Consider the following 14,879-nt stretch of genomic DNA (forward strand, 5'->3'; position numbering starts at 1 on the left):
ATGAAGACACTGCCCACCACCTGCCTTGGATTGGCCGCCTCGCTTCTGCTGCCCTGCATCGCGGCAGCCCAGCAGCCAGCCACCATCAATGGCATCCAGGGCGTGAAGCAGGAGGCCGTGCCAAGCATCAAGAACATCGAGCCTCCAGCCACCCAACCCGTGACCCCGGGTGCTGTGGAAGGCGTGAAAAAAGTGGAGGGCGTCAATACCATCAACGGAGTCAAGGCCGCCGCGCCCCAGACCGTGCAGCCCATTCCTCCACCACCGGCCGCGGCCCCTGTGCAGCCCAATGAAGTGAAGGGCCTGCCGCCACCACCTGCTGCCGCCAGTGCTGTCCAGACTGATGACGTCAAAGGCGTGAAGCCACCACCTCCGCCCAATGCCGTGCAGGCTGTGCCACCTCCACCCGCGGCGAACGCGGTGAGCACCATCCGCGCTGTGCAGGGAGTGCAGGGCATCGTCGTGCCCAAGCAGAGAAACCTCGAGGCCGCTCTCCTGATCAAGGAAGGCACGGGCATTCCCGATCCCAAAGGCAAGGCCGCTGCCGCCGCGCTCTTCGGACCTCCGGGCAAAGAACCGGGTCTGAAACCGGGCGAGGACGGCCGCAACGAACTGCAGGAATTTGAAAAGCTGAACACACCCGGCTCCTAGTTTTACATCCACGTCATCGTCTTGATTCGCGTCCTCATGAAACCTCTGTTCCAGCGATCTGCCTCGGCATGGTTAGGCCTCGCACTTGTCACGTCTGCGCAGGCTCAGCAGCAGCCCGCCCCCGTTGCGCCGAATGCACCCGTGGCGGCCCCAGCTTCGGCTGTGGTGCCACCACCAGCGCCCGCCCCGCCGCCTGCACCTCCACCGCCTGACCCAAAGGTCATCAAGGAGCGTGAAGCCATCCTTTCGCAGAAGTTCTCCCGTGATCCAAATGACCTGCTGCGTCACCTGGAGCGCCTGGGCACTGCGGATCCCGCCACCCTTTCCATCACAGATCGTTTCAGCCTCCGCTTCATCACCGGTGACTGGGCCAAGGTGCGTGATGAACTCACCCAGATGCCGCCGGAGCTGGCGCGCAAGATCTTTGACAAGATGCTCTCCGACCTCACGGAGAACCGGAAGCCTAACACCAAGCTCGAAGACGTGCTCGGCATCGCTGATGCCGTGCCTGGCGAGCTCACGGGAGATAACCTGCGTCGTCTCGGCCAGCTCATGAGCGTCGCCGTGCCGCTCAGTGAAAGCTACTGGCTCGTCGATCGCTTGAAGAAAGGCACCCGCACGCTTGGCGGCACTGATCCCGCGAAGCGTCTCGCTGCCGCACGCATGCTCATCGCGGGGAATTTCAAGGACCTCGCGCGCACCTATCTGCCACCCGTCACTGAGATTGATCAGCTCACGGATGAAGGTTTGAAGAACGACCTTCGAAACTTCCTCACCACCCAGGAGGAGCGCGAAAACGCGCAGCGTGACCAAGTGATGAGCATCTGGGATGAGAACATCGCCGCCGTGATCAGCACGGACGATTCGAAGGCCAAGGGTTGGGAGAAAAGCAAGGCCAGCAATGCCATCGCGAAGGTCATCACCCAGGTGCCGGTCAATACCATCGGCGCCGTGCTGGCAGACGTGACGAAGACGAATCCCGAGGGTGCCATGCGCCTCGTCAGCGCTTTCACACGCAAGGTGCAGAGCGAGCGTAACAATGATGTCCCCACCCGCACGGAAAATCTCGCCGCGCAGGCCACCCTGGCAAACCTTCTCGCCGGCCTCGTGAAGCCTGGTGAGCAGCCCTGGAGCCAGATCTCTGAGATGATGGCAGATCACTGGGCCAGCGAGGCTGACTACACCTATCAGCAAAAGCTGCCTAACAATCAAAACAACCAGGGGCGCTTCATCGCCCCGGAGGAGCTGCTGGCTGCTGCCCCCGCAGGCTCGTGGTTTGAGGCATTGCCGCAGGGTGTGCGGGATCGCATCGATGTCAGCGTGTCCCGCCTCATCCTCACCGGCGCGCAGTTTGACCAGGCGGCGGAGCGCATTGTCGAGATCGGCAAGCGCAGCCCCGCGGCGGGCGCGGCGCTCGCGGAGGACTTCCTCACCATCTGGGGCAAGACACACAACCCGCAGCTCCCTGAGCAACTGCGCAAACGCTACAATCTGCCGGATGACGCGCGCATTCCCGTCACGCCGATCATGATGGAGAAGAACATCGAAAGCCTCGCGCGCATGATGACCCTCTTCCGCAATGCAGGCCTGGCACCCAAGGACTACGCCAGTGTCGTCACCGCCTTCGATCTCGCCTACAGCACCGCGGAGACCTACAAGACCAGCCATATCGAGAAGGTCTTCGGTCCCATGGCCAGGATGGATGAGCCCGTCTTCTCACTCATCCTCTCCCGCATGAACTCAAATCTCGGCGAGCGCTGGCGCAAGATGGATGTGCAGCGCTCAGGCATGACGCAGCGTGATGAAACCGAGACCCTGGAAATGGTGCGCAGCGGATACAGCACAGCTCTGCAGCTCATTGATGGCTGGCTCGCCGGTCATCCGGAAAGCTGGCGCGCTCTCACACTGGCAGGCACGCTGCTCGTTGACTGGGGAGACTTTGAGTACTTCCAGGAGCTCGTCGCCAATGATCCTCAGCAGCGCATGTTTGGTTTCAAGGAGAAGAACCTGCAGGCGCAGGATTACTTCAGCCGTGGAGCCGTCGCTTATGCCAGGCTGGTGCCAAAACTCACCGTGGGTGAATACACCGTGGAGCCGCATCTCGCCTGGTTCAATGCGCTGCTCGGCATCGGCTCAAACAACCAGCTGAATTTGAGCAAGCCCATGAACCGCGCGGCTCTGACCAAGATCCGCGAGCAGCTCGCCGCTCTGCCGGGAAAGGCCGCGAAGGCGCACATCAGCCTGTTTGCCAAGATCGTGAATGCCCGGCTCACGGATGAAAAAGACCCGCTGCATGAGGACCTGAAATACCGCTACCTCGCCAGCGCCATGGTGATCACCAAGGATGATCCTTTCACCCTCGGTGTGGCGAAGAAGCTAACCTACTTTGATGAATTGCTCAGCGAGGTGCGGCTGCAGACACGTGTGGACGGGCCGAACACCGTGGGCCGTGACCAGGACTTCGGCATCATCGTCAGCATCATTCATAGCGAGGCCATGGGCCGTGCCGCGAAGTTCGGCCAGTATCTCAGCAATGACTCGAATGCCGGTGGCAGCAAAGGCCGGCAGGGCTCGGCCGTCGCCCATAAGATGGGCGGCATCCAGGGCGCGCGGGATGAGCTGGAGATGAACCTTACCCAGGCGCTCACACCCTTCTTTGACATCAAGTCGATCACCTTCGCCACGCCTGACATCAAGCCGCGTCCGACCGCACAGACGGGCTGGGAGGAGACGGTGCTGGCCTACCTGCATGTCCGCGCCAAGGACGCGAGCGTGGACAAAATTCCCCCGGTCGAGATGCAGTTCAAATTCATCGACATGACCGGCCCGGTCAGCATTCCCGCGGAGTCGGCGGAGACCGTCATCAAAGTCGCCACTGAAGGCGCCGCGCCGCGCCCCGCGAGCCATGTGGACATCACGCAGACACTGGACAATCGCCAGCTTCCCATCAACGGCACGCTCTCTCTTGAGATCAAAGCCACCGCCACCGGCCTGGTGCCTGACTTGGAGCAACTGCTCTCCCTCGATCCGAAGGCGGTGATCAGTGTGAAGAACACCAACCCGCACGAAGGCCTGCAGATCAAAGAACTCAACACTTGGTCAGATGAGGTGGTTCCAACTTCGGAACGTCTGTGGACCCTGACTCTGGATGGTGATGCCGTGCGCGCTGCGGAAGGCCCTGTCGAGTTCCGTTTCCCTTCGCCGAAGGTGAAGGACGCCACCGTGACCTATCAGACCTACAAGGACATGAACCTCACCACTCTGACCGAACCGCTGGTGACCATGGGCCAGCCTGCAAAAGCCGCTGAGATCATCGCTCACCCTGCCAGCCATCCCTATCCCTGGATCATCGGCGCGGCCGTCGCTGTCATCGGCATCGGGGTGATCTTGGTTCTCTCCCGCAAACGCGGTGGCGAGCAGCCGCTGCGCGCCAAGGATGTGTTTCACATGCCAGCGGACCTCGATGGTTTTGCCGTCATCGCCCTGCTGCGCAAACTGCGCGGCAGCCCGCTGGTGAAGCTGAAAGACAACCAGCGCCAGGAACTTCAGGGTGACCTGCAGCGCATCGAGCAGGGATGCTTCGGCGCGCAGAGCCCGATGCCTGAGGCCGACCTGCGCAGCATCGCCGCGAAGTGGCTTCGCTGCGCCTCCTGACACTGAACCCACCTCACTCACTCCCGTCCCTCTCTCGAACATGTCAGAAATCACCAAACCAAGCGCCAACGCACAGTCCGCCCAGCAATTCGTCGCCGGAGTGCGTGAGCGTGTCGCCAAGATCGTTGTGGGTCAGGATGTCGTCGTTGAGCGCGTGATGATCGCCATGCTCACCGGCGGTCATCTGCTCCTGCAGGGCCTGCCAGGCCTGGCCAAGACGCTGCTGGTCAATTCCATCGCCAAGGCCATCAACCTGGATTTCAAGCGCATCCAGTTCACCGTGGACATGCTGCCCTCCGACATCATTGGTTCGGAGATCATTGATCAAAAGAGCGGTGATTTCCGCATTCATCGCGGCCCTGTGTTCACCAATCTGCTGCTCGCGGATGAGATCAACCGCGCGGCTCCGAAGGTGCAGGGCGCCATGCTGGAGGCCATGCAGGAGCGCAAGGTGACCATCGGCGGCCAGGCGTTGAAGCTCCCCACGCCCTTCCTCGTCATCGCCACGCAAAACCCGGTGGAGCAGTCCGGCACCTTTGAGCTTCCGGAAGCGCAGCTGGACCGCTTCATGCTGCTGCATCGCCTCGGTTACCCGAGCCGTGAGGACGAACAAATGATTCTCATGCGCCAGCTCGGCATGGGATTGAAGCACGAGGACGGTGGCGCGGTGCCACGCTCAGCCTTTGACATGATCGAGGACAACCCCGGTGCCTCGATTGCCGATCTCGTGGGCGCCATGCAGGCGGTGCAGGGCGTGCATGTGAGCGAGGTGTTCGTGAAGCATTGCGTGGAGCTGGTCCGGCGCACACGTGAGTCAAAGCTGCTCGATTTCGGCTGCAGTCCGCGTGCCGGCCTGGCCTTGATCAACTCGGCCCGTGCACGCGCGGTGATGCATGAGCGCGACTTCGTGACCCCGGAGGATTTGTTTGATCTCGCGGAAGACGTGATCCTCCACCGCATCCGGGTGAGTTATGAGGCCTCTGCCGCCGGACACACGGCCAAGGAAGTGCTGGAAAGCATTCTCGCAGGCCTCGGCTGACCTCTCGTGCCCTATGAAAAGAAAGGTCCAGCTCAGCCACGATCCTGTCGATGCACGGCAGTTTGAGGTCACGGTCAAGCACCTGGCCAACAGCCTGAACTTCGGTCAGGAGGAGTCCGTCTTTCATGGCGCCGGGCTGGAGTATGCGCAGTCGCGTGTCTATGTGGCCGGAGACCCGGTGAAGTTCATTGACTGGAAGGTGTCCGCGCGCGTGGGCAAGCTCTTCATCAAGGAGTTTCAGGAGCCAAAGCAGATCCCGCTTTATCTCCTGGTGGATACTTCCGCCTCCATGTGCGTGAGCTCGCAGACGCTGAGCAAATATGCCTGGGCGGTGCGCATCGCCACCGGCATCGCGCTGGCGGCACAGCAGAGCATGACTCCCGTCGGGCTGCTCGGCTGCGGTGCGCGTGAGCTGCATGTGCGGCCCTCGCTTTCGCGAAACCTCGTCATGGAGTGGTCGCATAAGCTGCGCCATCACGACTTCCTCGAGGAGACCTCGCTGGCCCAGCGTGCGCGTGAGGTGGCTCCCTCGTTGAAGCGCCGCACCATGGTCATCGTGCTGAGTGATCTGCATGATCCAGATGCCTTCGCGGCTCTCCAGGTGCTGGGGCAGGAGCATGACTGCATCGTGCTGCACCTGCAGGATCCAGCGGAGCTGAGTGTCAAAGGCGCAGGCTTGTTTCGCGGGGCTGAGGCCGAGTCAGGCAAGACCTTTGTCGGGCATGGCCGCAGGGCGTTTGTGGACAGCTCCCAATGGCAGAGCGAGCTGACACGCTTTGGCATCGACTACCTTTATCTTCGCACGGATCAGCCCATCCTGGGCGGGCTGCGGCACTTCTTAAACCGCCGTGGATTGGGCGGCAGCGCAGGACGATGAACATGAGGCGTAAACTCACCATCATCAGCCTGCTCATCGCTGCTGTCGCCACAGCCGCCTTTTTCCTCTGGCCTGCCAAGGACGCAGACACGCTCAATGTGCCGCTGGGCGTGGAGCAGGCTGCCATCATCACCTTCAGCGGGCCGGAGATCAGCGTGGCTCCCTATAAATGGGGAGTCGCTGTGAATGTGCGCATCGCACAGGCCACGGAGCAGCCCGGCAGGCGCGTTTATGATGTGCGCTACATCGTCAATCGCGACGGCACTTTTGATCTCAAGGACTACTTCGTCGCGGTGGATGGCAGCTCCCTGGCCAGCCTCCCCTCCTTCAAGTTCAAGGGGGACGCGAAGCTCTCCAAGAATCTCGACACCCGCATTCAGGAGACGGAGGCCATGCGCATCGATGTCGGCGGCCGCTACTACGAGACAGCGGCGCTGCTCATCGTGCTGTGGCTTGTCTGGCTGCTCCTCCTTGTCTTCTATAAACGTCCACGCGCTGCGAGCGAGCCTGATTCGGGGCCGCGAGAGCCGACACTCGCCGAACTGCTGCGCGGCTTCTTGACCCAGCTCGAGGCAGGCACGTTGACCGTCGCTGACAAAGCCCGGATGGAAATGCTGCTGCTTCGCCGCTGGCGTGATGAGCTGGCGCTTGGCGAGGTGCCGATGAGCACGGCCCTGAGTGTGATTCAGGACAGCAGCAAAACTGGCGATGCCTTGCGCAAGATCCAGCACTGGCTCCATCACCCCGCATCGCCCGTGCAGAGAGGCGAGGTGGCGAGCGCGGTCGCACCCTTCATCGCGGAGGCCAAGGTGTCATGATTTTCCAGCATCCGCAGTTCCTCATCCTGCTGGCCCTGCCGGTGATCCTGGCTTTTTGGGAGTGGGTCCGCCGCGGGCATCCCATGGTCCTGCCCTTTGATCACGGCCGGCAGCGGCGTGGCTGGTTCCTGCGTCTGCTCGTTCTCGGCGCCAACTGCCTGCCGGCCTTGCTGCTGGCCCTCGCCATTCTCTTCCTCGCACATCCGATGACCTACACGCCTCCGGAGGTGGAGCGCCAGTTGAACAACGTGCAGTTCGTGCTCGATACCTCCGGCAGCATGGCCGAGGACCACGGCCCGCAGACCCAGGGCCGTCACCGGCGCTTTGATTCCGCGATGGAGGCCATCGAGCAGTTCACGAACTACCGTCAGGGGGATGCCTTTGGCCTAACGATCTTTTCACGAAACTACATCCACTGGCTGCCGCTGACTTTGGACACCCAGTCCATCGCCCTTTCGAAACGGTTCATCGAGCCAAACAACCCCAAGCTCGATCCGCCCAGCATGGGCAGGCATGGCCTGCCTGACGAGCTCTGGGGGCACACCTACATCGGCAAGGCTCTGCTGGGTGCCACGGAACTCCTTGCCCAGCGTCCCACCGGTGACCGCATGATCATCCTCATGACGGATGGCGAGAGCAGTGACATCCTGCCGCCGAAGGACATCGAGATCATCACACGTCTGCAGGCTGAGAAGATCACCGTCTTCGCCATCCTGCTTTCGAATGAGAAGATCCAGCCGCAGCTCGCCAACATCGCCCGCTCCACCGGTGGCGAGGCCTTCAACGCCATCACGGGTGATGCGCTGTCGATGGTTTTCAAGCGCATCGATGAGATGAAGAAAGTCGTCGTGCTGGAGAAGCGCCCGCAGGTCGTCGACTTCTACGAGCCCTTCTTCATTCCCACCTTGGGGGTTCTGGCCGCGAGTGTGCTCGTGCTGTTCGGTCTGCGCTTCACCCCCTGGTAGGCGCAGGTCCGCGTGTTCGGGTCATCCAGAGCTTTTGATGTGAAATCTTGACGCTTCCGACGGTTCCCTCTCATACTTCGCCAACTGCCCGACCATGAACACCCAATTCCCCGCTGAACGCATTCTCCTGGGCCCTGGACCCAGTCCTGTCTCCTCCCGTGTCCTGCGTGCGCTCGGCGCGCCGACCCTGGGTCACCTCGATCCGCAGTATGTCGCCATCATGGACGAGGTCTGTGAGATGCTGCGTCAGGTCTTCCAAACCAAAAATGCTCTCACGTTCCCGGTCAGCGGCACTGGCATGGCTGGCATGGAGTGCATCGCCACGAATCTCATCGAGCCCGGTGATGAGGTCATCGTCTGCATCAACGGCGTCTTCGGCGGCCGTATGAAGGATGTCATGGAGCGCTGCGGTGCCACCGTGCATACGGTCGATGCAGCGTGGGGGGATGTCTTCACCAAGGAGCAGATCGCCGCGGCTCTCGATCAGCATCCGAAAGCCAAACTCGTCGGCATCGTGCATGCCGAGACCAGTACCGGTGCACATCAGCCGCTGGAAGGCCTTGCCGATATCGTGCATGCCAAAGGCGCGTTGCTCGTGGTGGATGCCGTCACCAGCCTAGGTGGCCACGAATTGAAGGTGGATGAGTGGGGCATTGATGCCATCTACAGCGGCACGCAAAAATGCCTGAGCTGCCCGCCCGGCCTCGCTCCCGTGAGCTTTGGTGATCGCGCTCTCGCGATCATGGATGGGCGCAAAACCAAAGTGCAGTCCTGGTATCTGGATGTCTCGATGCTGCGCAAATACTACACCGCCGGTGGTGGTGGCCGCGTGTATCATCACACCGCGCCGATCAACATGACCTACGCTCTGCGCGAGGCACTCGCCATCGTTTTGGAGGAAGGTCTGGAGGCCCGCATTGCCCGCCACGCCCAGATGCATCAGCGCCTGCGCGCCGGACTGGAAGCCATGGGCATCACGTATGTGCCCAAGCATTCCCTCCACACGCTCAACTGCATCAATATCCCCGCCGGAGCGGATGACGCCGGCACTCGCAAGCGCCTGCTGGAAGAATACGGCATCGAGATCGGTGCAGGTCTCGGCGTCATGGCCGGCAAAGCCTGGCGCATCGGCCTCATGGGCCACGGCGCCAGCGTGCGAAACGTCGACCTTGTGCTCACGGCTCTGAAGAATGTGCTGAAGTAAACGATGGAACTTCTTTACCCATCCCAAGGAAAGGTTTCGATTTGGATCGGTTCGTTCGAGTCAGAGGAAGCCTTTGATGAATGTGTGGAGCGCGAGATCTCGTCTCGGCTCGGTCATGCAGTGGAGATATCTGAGATTTGTAAAGTCAGTTTTGAGTTTGAGCCGAAGCCGGTTGAGGTCCTGTTAGACGGATTCTCAGGGTGCGAATCATTCATTTCATCTGCTGCCGCTGTTGCGGCCTCTCACGGTGTTGTCTCGGCGAATGCTGCGATTGTCTGTTACCATCTTGAGTTTCGGAACGCTCCGCAGACCTGGAGTGACCTCCTGTTCCTCGGAAGCATGGATGGTGCCGACTTAGTTGAGTGATCAAACTGCCTGAGCGCTGAACCTGTCATGTCTTCATCTGCGCTCTCCAAATTCTCCACCATCCTCCCTCCCGACCGCATTCTCTCGCGTCCGGTAGAGCTCGCCGCCTATGAGAGCGATGGCCTAACAGCCTTTCATACACGACCCATCGCCATCGTCGTGCCCGAGACGACGGACGAGGTCATCGCCATTGTACGGCTTTGTCATGAGCTGAAGCTGCCTTTCGTCGCACGCGGCAGCGGTACCAGCTTGTCCGGCGGTTCACTTCCCATTGCCGAGGGAATCGTCATCGCGCTGAATCGTTTGAACCGCATCGTGAGACTGGATCCCGCGCAGCGCATCGTGGTCGTTCAACCAGGTGTGATCAATACACAGGTTACCGTCGCTGCCGCACCACACGGTCTTCACTACGCCCCAGATCCCTCATCCCAGAGCATCTGCACCATCGGCGGCAATGTGGCCTTCAATTCGGGTGGCGCGCACTGCCTGAAGTATGGCATGACCTCGAACCATGTGCTCGGCATCAAGGCCGTGCTCGCCACGGGCGAGGTCGTGGAGTGGGGAAGGGGAAGCCGTGAACGCATCGGACCCGACTGGTGCGGCCTCTTCGTGGGTAATGAAGGACTCTTCGGCATCGCGCTTGAGATCACTCTGCAGCTTCTGCCGCGAGCCGAATGCTTCCACACCGTGCTTGCCGGTTATCGCACACTGGAGCAGGCGGGTGATGCCGTCTCCGCCGTGATTGCCAGCGGCCTCCTGCCCGGTGCCATCGAGATCATGGACGCTCTCGCTCTCGAAGCCGCAAAGGCTGCCGTGCATGCGGAGTATCCGCCCGGATGTGAAGCCGTGCTCATTGTCGAGCTCGAAGGCCCGCGCGAGGTCGTCGCCATCGAGCGTGAACGTTTGGATGAGATCCTGCAAGCCAGCCAGCCTGTGGGTATGCGTCCCGCACGTGATGCCGATGAGCGCATGGCCATCTGGAAAGGTCGCAAGAGCGCCTTCAGTGCCGTGGGCCGTCTGTCACCCGACTTCATCGTGCAGGACGGTGTCGTGCCACGTTGTCGGTTAGGTGAAGCATTGCGCCGCATCGCCGAGATGTCCCGCGAGACCGGCATCCGTGTGGCGAATGTTTTCCACGCGGGCGATGGCAATCTGCATCCGCTCATCCTCTTCGATGGCCGCGAACAAGGTGCCTTGCAGCGTGCTGAAGCCCTCGCGGGTCGCATCCTGAGGATGTGTGTCGAGATGGGCGGCTCCATCACCGGCGAGCATGGCGTCGGTGTCGAAAAGCGTGACTTCCTCGGCGATATGTTCTCTGCGGATGAGATCGATTGCATGCAGCGTCTTCGCGCCGCCTTTGATCCGCTCGGCATTGCCAATCCAGGCAAAATGTTCCCCGGCAAGGAAGCTCCCGCTTTGTCTCATGTCGGCCTGCATCCGCTGGAGAAGGCCGGCGTCATCTCACGCGAATGATCACACCTTCGTCACTCACCGAACTTCGTGATGCGGTGCTCTCCGCACCACGAGTCATCGCCGTCGGTGCCGTGACCAAGCCCCGCCTGTCAGCCGTGGAGGCTGTAAAAATCTCCACACGTTGTTTGAGCGGCATCACCGAGTATGAACCAGGCGAGTTCACCTTCACCGCTCTCGCCGGAACACCCGTGAAGGAGATCATCGCAGCCTTGGCAGAGAAAGGTCAGTATCTCCCCTTTGATCCCATGCTGGTTGAGGCAGGCAGCACCATCGGCGGAGTCGTGGCCAGCGGCTTGAGCGGCCCAGGTCGCTTTCGCTATGGTGGAGTCCGTGACTTCATCCTCGGCGTCCGCTTTGTCGATGGCATGGGGCGTTTGCTGAGGCTCGGTGGCAAGGTCGTGAAGAACGCCGCAGGCTTTGATGTGCCGAAGTTCTTGGTAGGCAGCCTCGGACGCTTCGGCGTCATCGGCGAGGTGACCTTCAAAGTTTTCCCCAAGCCCGAAACAGAAATCACTCTCGAGCTGCCTTTCGAACTCAAGAGACTCACCGGCCTCGCCAGCTCTCGTTTCGAAGCAGCCGCGCTGGATGTCCTCCCCGGCGGCGAAAAGATGCTCGTGAAGCTCGCCGGACCGGGAAAAGCTTTGGAAGTCCTCGCCCAGGAAATCGGCGGCAACTTGGTCGATAACAGCATCTGGAGCCAGATCCGTGAGACACCCTGGTCCTTCAAGACCGATATCACCTCTGACCAAGTTCACGAACACAAAGCCTCCCACATCAGCTGCGGCGGTAATGTCGCCCTCTCTCATGATCGGCCCGCGCGCGGTCTCACCCTTCGCGGCGAAGCACCTCTATGGATCGGTGATCGTCCACGCTTCGCCATCGAGTCAGCCGTGAAGCAAGCTCTCGATCCCCAGCATCGTTTCCCAACTCTCGACGACTGATGCTTCACGCCATACCAACCGACCAGCTTGGACCCTTGGGAGAACCCATGGCCAGGGCCGTGTCGGCCTGTGTGCATTGTGGCTTCTGTCTCGCCACCTGTCCGACGTATCGTGAGTTAGGCCAGGAGATGGACACTCCTCGCGGGCGCATCGTGCTCATGAAAGAGGTGCTGGAAGGCAAGATGAGCTTTGAAGCCGCGCAGCCGCATGTCGACCGCTGTCTCGGTTGCCTGGCCTGCGAGCCTGCTTGTCCTAGCGGTGTGCCGTACCGAGATCTCATCAGCCCGTTTCGCGCTCTAGCTGCTTCGAAGATGCAACGCAGTCCTATGGAGCGTGCGCGCCGCTTCATGACCGCGCAGACAGTGCCCTATGCTGGGCGCTTTCGTCTCGCCGCATGGATGGGCAAGGTCGGAAAGTTGGTGCCCGTGCCAGAAGCACTGCGCCCCATGCTCGACCTCATCCCAGATGTCATTCCTCCCGCTCAATCCTGGAAGAAAGTGTATCCTGCCTTTGGCGAGAAAAGAGCACGCGTGGCACTGCTCCTGGGTTGCGCGCAGCAAGTGCTGGACCCTGACATCAACACTGCCACCATCGAGGTTCTGACTCGCAACGGCGTCGAGGTCATCATTCCTCCTTCTCAAGGCTGCTGCGGAGGTCTGGCCTGGCACACAGGAGCCTTGGAAGCCGCGCAAAAGTTCGCACGAAAAAACCTCGATGCTTTTCCGGCGGATGTGGATGCCATCCTCACCAATGCCGCAGGCTGCGGCTCGGCCATGCATGAGTATCATCTCGTGCTTCGCGGCACTCCTGATGAAGCCCGCGCCGAGACCTTCCGACATCGTGTGATGGACGTGAGCGCCTTCCTGGCCAAGCTCGGCCTCCGTGAGCCTTTGTGTCAGATGAAAATCAAAGCCGCCTACCACGATGCCTGCCATCTCGCGAATGCTCAAAACGTGCGGAGGCAGCCCCGCGAACTTCTGAACTCCATACCCGGTCTGCAATTGATGGAATTCGCCGATGCCCACCTCTGCTGCGGCAGTGCCGGCACCTACAACCTCGATCAGCCAGAAATCGCCGCCTCACTCGGCCTTCAAAAGGCTGGGTCGGTGATCTCCACCGGTGCCGAGATCGTCGTCAGCGGTAACATCGGCTGCCTCACCCAGCTAAAAATGCACCTCAAGAAGCTTGGATCATCGATTCAGGTGAAACACACGCTGCAAGTTCTGCGTGATGCCATGCGCACATCCTCATGACCTGGTCCCAAAACTACGATCCCCTCGGCAATCTGATCCTTTCCTCGCTGGTGGCGGCGATCCCTGTGGTGGTGCTTCTCGGCCTTCTCGCCTTCTGGCATGTACGCGCGCATTTCGCGGCGCTGGCAGGACTTCTCACTGCCGCCGCCATTGCGATCGGAGTCTATGGCATGCCGGCAAAACTGGCAGGCATGGCCGCCGTGAACGGCGCTTTCTTCGGCCTCTTCCCCATTGGCTGGATCGTGCTGAATGCGATGTTCGTTTACAACCTCTCCGTGGAGACCGGACAGTTCGCGGTGCTGCAGCGGCAGATCGCCAGCGTGACCAGTGACCGCCGCATCCAGGCTCTTCTCATCGCTTTCAGCTTCGGAGCCTTCATCGAAGGTGCCGCAGGCTTTGGCGCGCCCGTGGCCATCACCGGCGCGCTCATGATCGGTCTCGGCTTCAAGCCTCTCGAGGCCGCGAAGCTCGCACTTATTGGCAATACCGCCCCGGTGGCTTTCGGTTCGCTCGGCATCCCGCTGACCACGCTGTCCAGCGTCACCGGACTCGATCTGATCCAGCTGAGTGCCATGGTCGGCCGCCAGCTGCCTCTGTTCTCCTTGATTGTGCCCTTTTGGTTAGTCGCCGCACAGGTGGGCTGGCGCGGCATGCTCGGCGTGTGGCCCGCATGTTTCGTCACAGGCGCCAGCTTTGCTGTGATGCAGTTTGTCGTCAGCAACTACCACGGCCCTTGGTTGGTGGACATCATCAGCGCTGTGGTGGCCATGGTGTCGCTCGTCCTCTTCATGAAGGTCTGGAAGCCCGCGGACGAACCGAAGAAAGAGCCAGCACCACCTGAGCCGCGCGGAGCGGCCCCATGGAAGGCCTGGCTGCCATGGATCTTCCTCACAGCAGGTGTCTTCCTCTGGAGCGTGCCAGCCGTGAAGAGCGGCTTGAACGGCCTTTTCAATTGGGAAATTGAGGTGCCACACCTGCACAACGCCGTGGAGCGAGTTCCTCCTGTTGTCGCCCACCCCGAGGTGGAGAAGGCCGTGTTTAAGTTCAATGCGCTTTCAGCCACGGGCACAGCCGCCATGATGGCAGGCATGCTGGCTGGTTTGTGTCTCGGCCTCTCTCCGCTGAGAGTGCTTCGCGTGTATGGCGCCACTCTCTGGAAGCTGCGTGTGTCCATGCTCACCATCTCCCTCATGCTCGCGCTGGGTTTCGTCACACGCTACAGCGGCACGGACACCACCATGGGACTCATGATGGCTGGCACCGGAGTGCTCTTTCCTTTCTTCTCACCCATCATCGGCTGGCTCGGCGTGGCTCTCACCGGCAGCGATACTTCGTCGAACGTCTTGTTCGGCAATCTTCAGCAGGTTACCGCAAATCAGCTCGATCTCTCTCCCATCCACATGGCTGCTTCAAACAGCAGCGGCGGTGTCATGGGCAAGATGATCGATGCGCAGAGCATCGTCGTCGCCAGCGTGGCCACCGGTGGCCGGCCGGACAGCCCGGACGCAGGCACCGTGCTGCGCAGTGTGTTCTGGCACAGCGTGGTGCTGGCCGTGCTCATGGGTCTGCTGGTCATGGCCCAGGCCTATCTCATGCCCTGGATCGTGCCTGGGAAGTGATGATCGGCTGACATTTTCG

At 61.1% G+C, this 14,879-nt stretch carries 12 protein-coding genes; all 12 read left to right on the plus strand.

Annotation, left to right across the window (positions count from 1 at the left end; genetic code table 11):
- The 12 genes from BGE01nite_RS05875 (at position 1) to BGE01nite_RS05930 (ending at position 14,860) form a co-directional block, all read left to right on the plus strand.
- Positions 1–651 (plus strand): hypothetical protein, encoded by a 651-nt coding sequence (locus BGE01nite_RS05875; RefSeq protein ID WP_146849395.1) that lies wholly within the window; start codon positions 1–3, stop codon positions 649–651.
- A 36-nt stretch (positions 652–687) separates the two neighbouring features.
- Positions 688–4,305 (plus strand): hypothetical protein, encoded by a 3,618-nt coding sequence (locus tag BGE01nite_RS29250; protein ID WP_174770038.1) that lies wholly within the window; start codon positions 688–690, stop codon positions 4,303–4,305.
- Positions 4,306–4,345: 40 nt separating this feature from the next.
- A complete protein-coding gene (locus BGE01nite_RS05885; RefSeq protein WP_146849396.1) occupies positions 4,346–5,344 on the plus strand; it encodes an AAA family ATPase in 999 nt (332 codons plus the stop codon).
- A gap of 13 nt (positions 5,345–5,357) precedes the next feature.
- Positions 5,358–6,221, plus strand: coding sequence for a DUF58 domain-containing protein (locus BGE01nite_RS05890; protein ID WP_146849398.1), 864 nt, complete (start codon positions 5,358–5,360; stop codon positions 6,219–6,221).
- 2 nt (positions 6,222–6,223) lie between these two features.
- A complete protein-coding gene (locus BGE01nite_RS05895; protein WP_146849399.1) occupies positions 6,224–7,039 on the plus strand; it encodes a hypothetical protein in 816 nt (271 codons plus the stop codon).
- Entirely contained in the window at positions 7,036–8,004 is a 969-nt protein-coding gene (locus tag BGE01nite_RS05900) for a vWA domain-containing protein (RefSeq protein ID WP_146849402.1), read from the plus strand. The genes BGE01nite_RS05895 and BGE01nite_RS05900 overlap by 4 nt, the downstream gene beginning before the upstream one ends.
- A gap of 94 nt (positions 8,005–8,098) precedes the next feature.
- On the plus strand, positions 8,099–9,208 hold the full coding sequence (locus tag BGE01nite_RS05905) for a pyridoxal-phosphate-dependent aminotransferase family protein (RefSeq protein WP_146849404.1): 1,110 nt from the start codon (positions 8,099–8,101) through the stop codon (positions 9,206–9,208).
- A 3-nt stretch (positions 9,209–9,211) separates the two neighbouring features.
- Entirely contained in the window at positions 9,212–9,574 is a 363-nt protein-coding gene (locus tag BGE01nite_RS05910) for a hypothetical protein (RefSeq protein ID WP_146849406.1), read from the plus strand.
- Positions 9,575–9,601: 27 nt separating this feature from the next.
- On the plus strand, positions 9,602–11,047 hold the full coding sequence (locus BGE01nite_RS05915; RefSeq protein ID WP_146849408.1) for an FAD-linked oxidase C-terminal domain-containing protein: 1,446 nt from the start codon (positions 9,602–9,604) through the stop codon (positions 11,045–11,047).
- Complete coding sequence (locus BGE01nite_RS05920; protein WP_146849410.1) at positions 11,044–11,988, plus strand: FAD-binding protein; 945 nt, start codon at positions 11,044–11,046, stop codon at positions 11,986–11,988. Before BGE01nite_RS05915 ends, BGE01nite_RS05920 begins: the two co-directional genes overlap by 4 nt.
- Positions 11,988–13,241 (plus strand): (Fe-S)-binding protein, encoded by a 1,254-nt coding sequence (locus BGE01nite_RS05925; protein WP_146849413.1) that lies wholly within the window; start codon positions 11,988–11,990, stop codon positions 13,239–13,241. The genes BGE01nite_RS05920 and BGE01nite_RS05925 overlap by 1 nt, the downstream gene beginning before the upstream one ends.
- Positions 13,238–14,860, plus strand: coding sequence for an L-lactate permease (locus BGE01nite_RS05930; RefSeq protein WP_146849415.1), 1,623 nt, complete (start codon positions 13,238–13,240; stop codon positions 14,858–14,860). Before BGE01nite_RS05925 ends, BGE01nite_RS05930 begins: the two co-directional genes overlap by 4 nt.
- The last annotated feature ends 19 nt before the right edge of the window (positions 14,861–14,879 follow it).

The sequence above is a fragment of the Prosthecobacter gellanilyticus genome (assembly GCF_007992435.1).
Taxonomy (GTDB): domain Bacteria; phylum Verrucomicrobiota; class Verrucomicrobiia; order Verrucomicrobiales; family Verrucomicrobiaceae; genus Prosthecobacter; species Prosthecobacter gellanilyticus.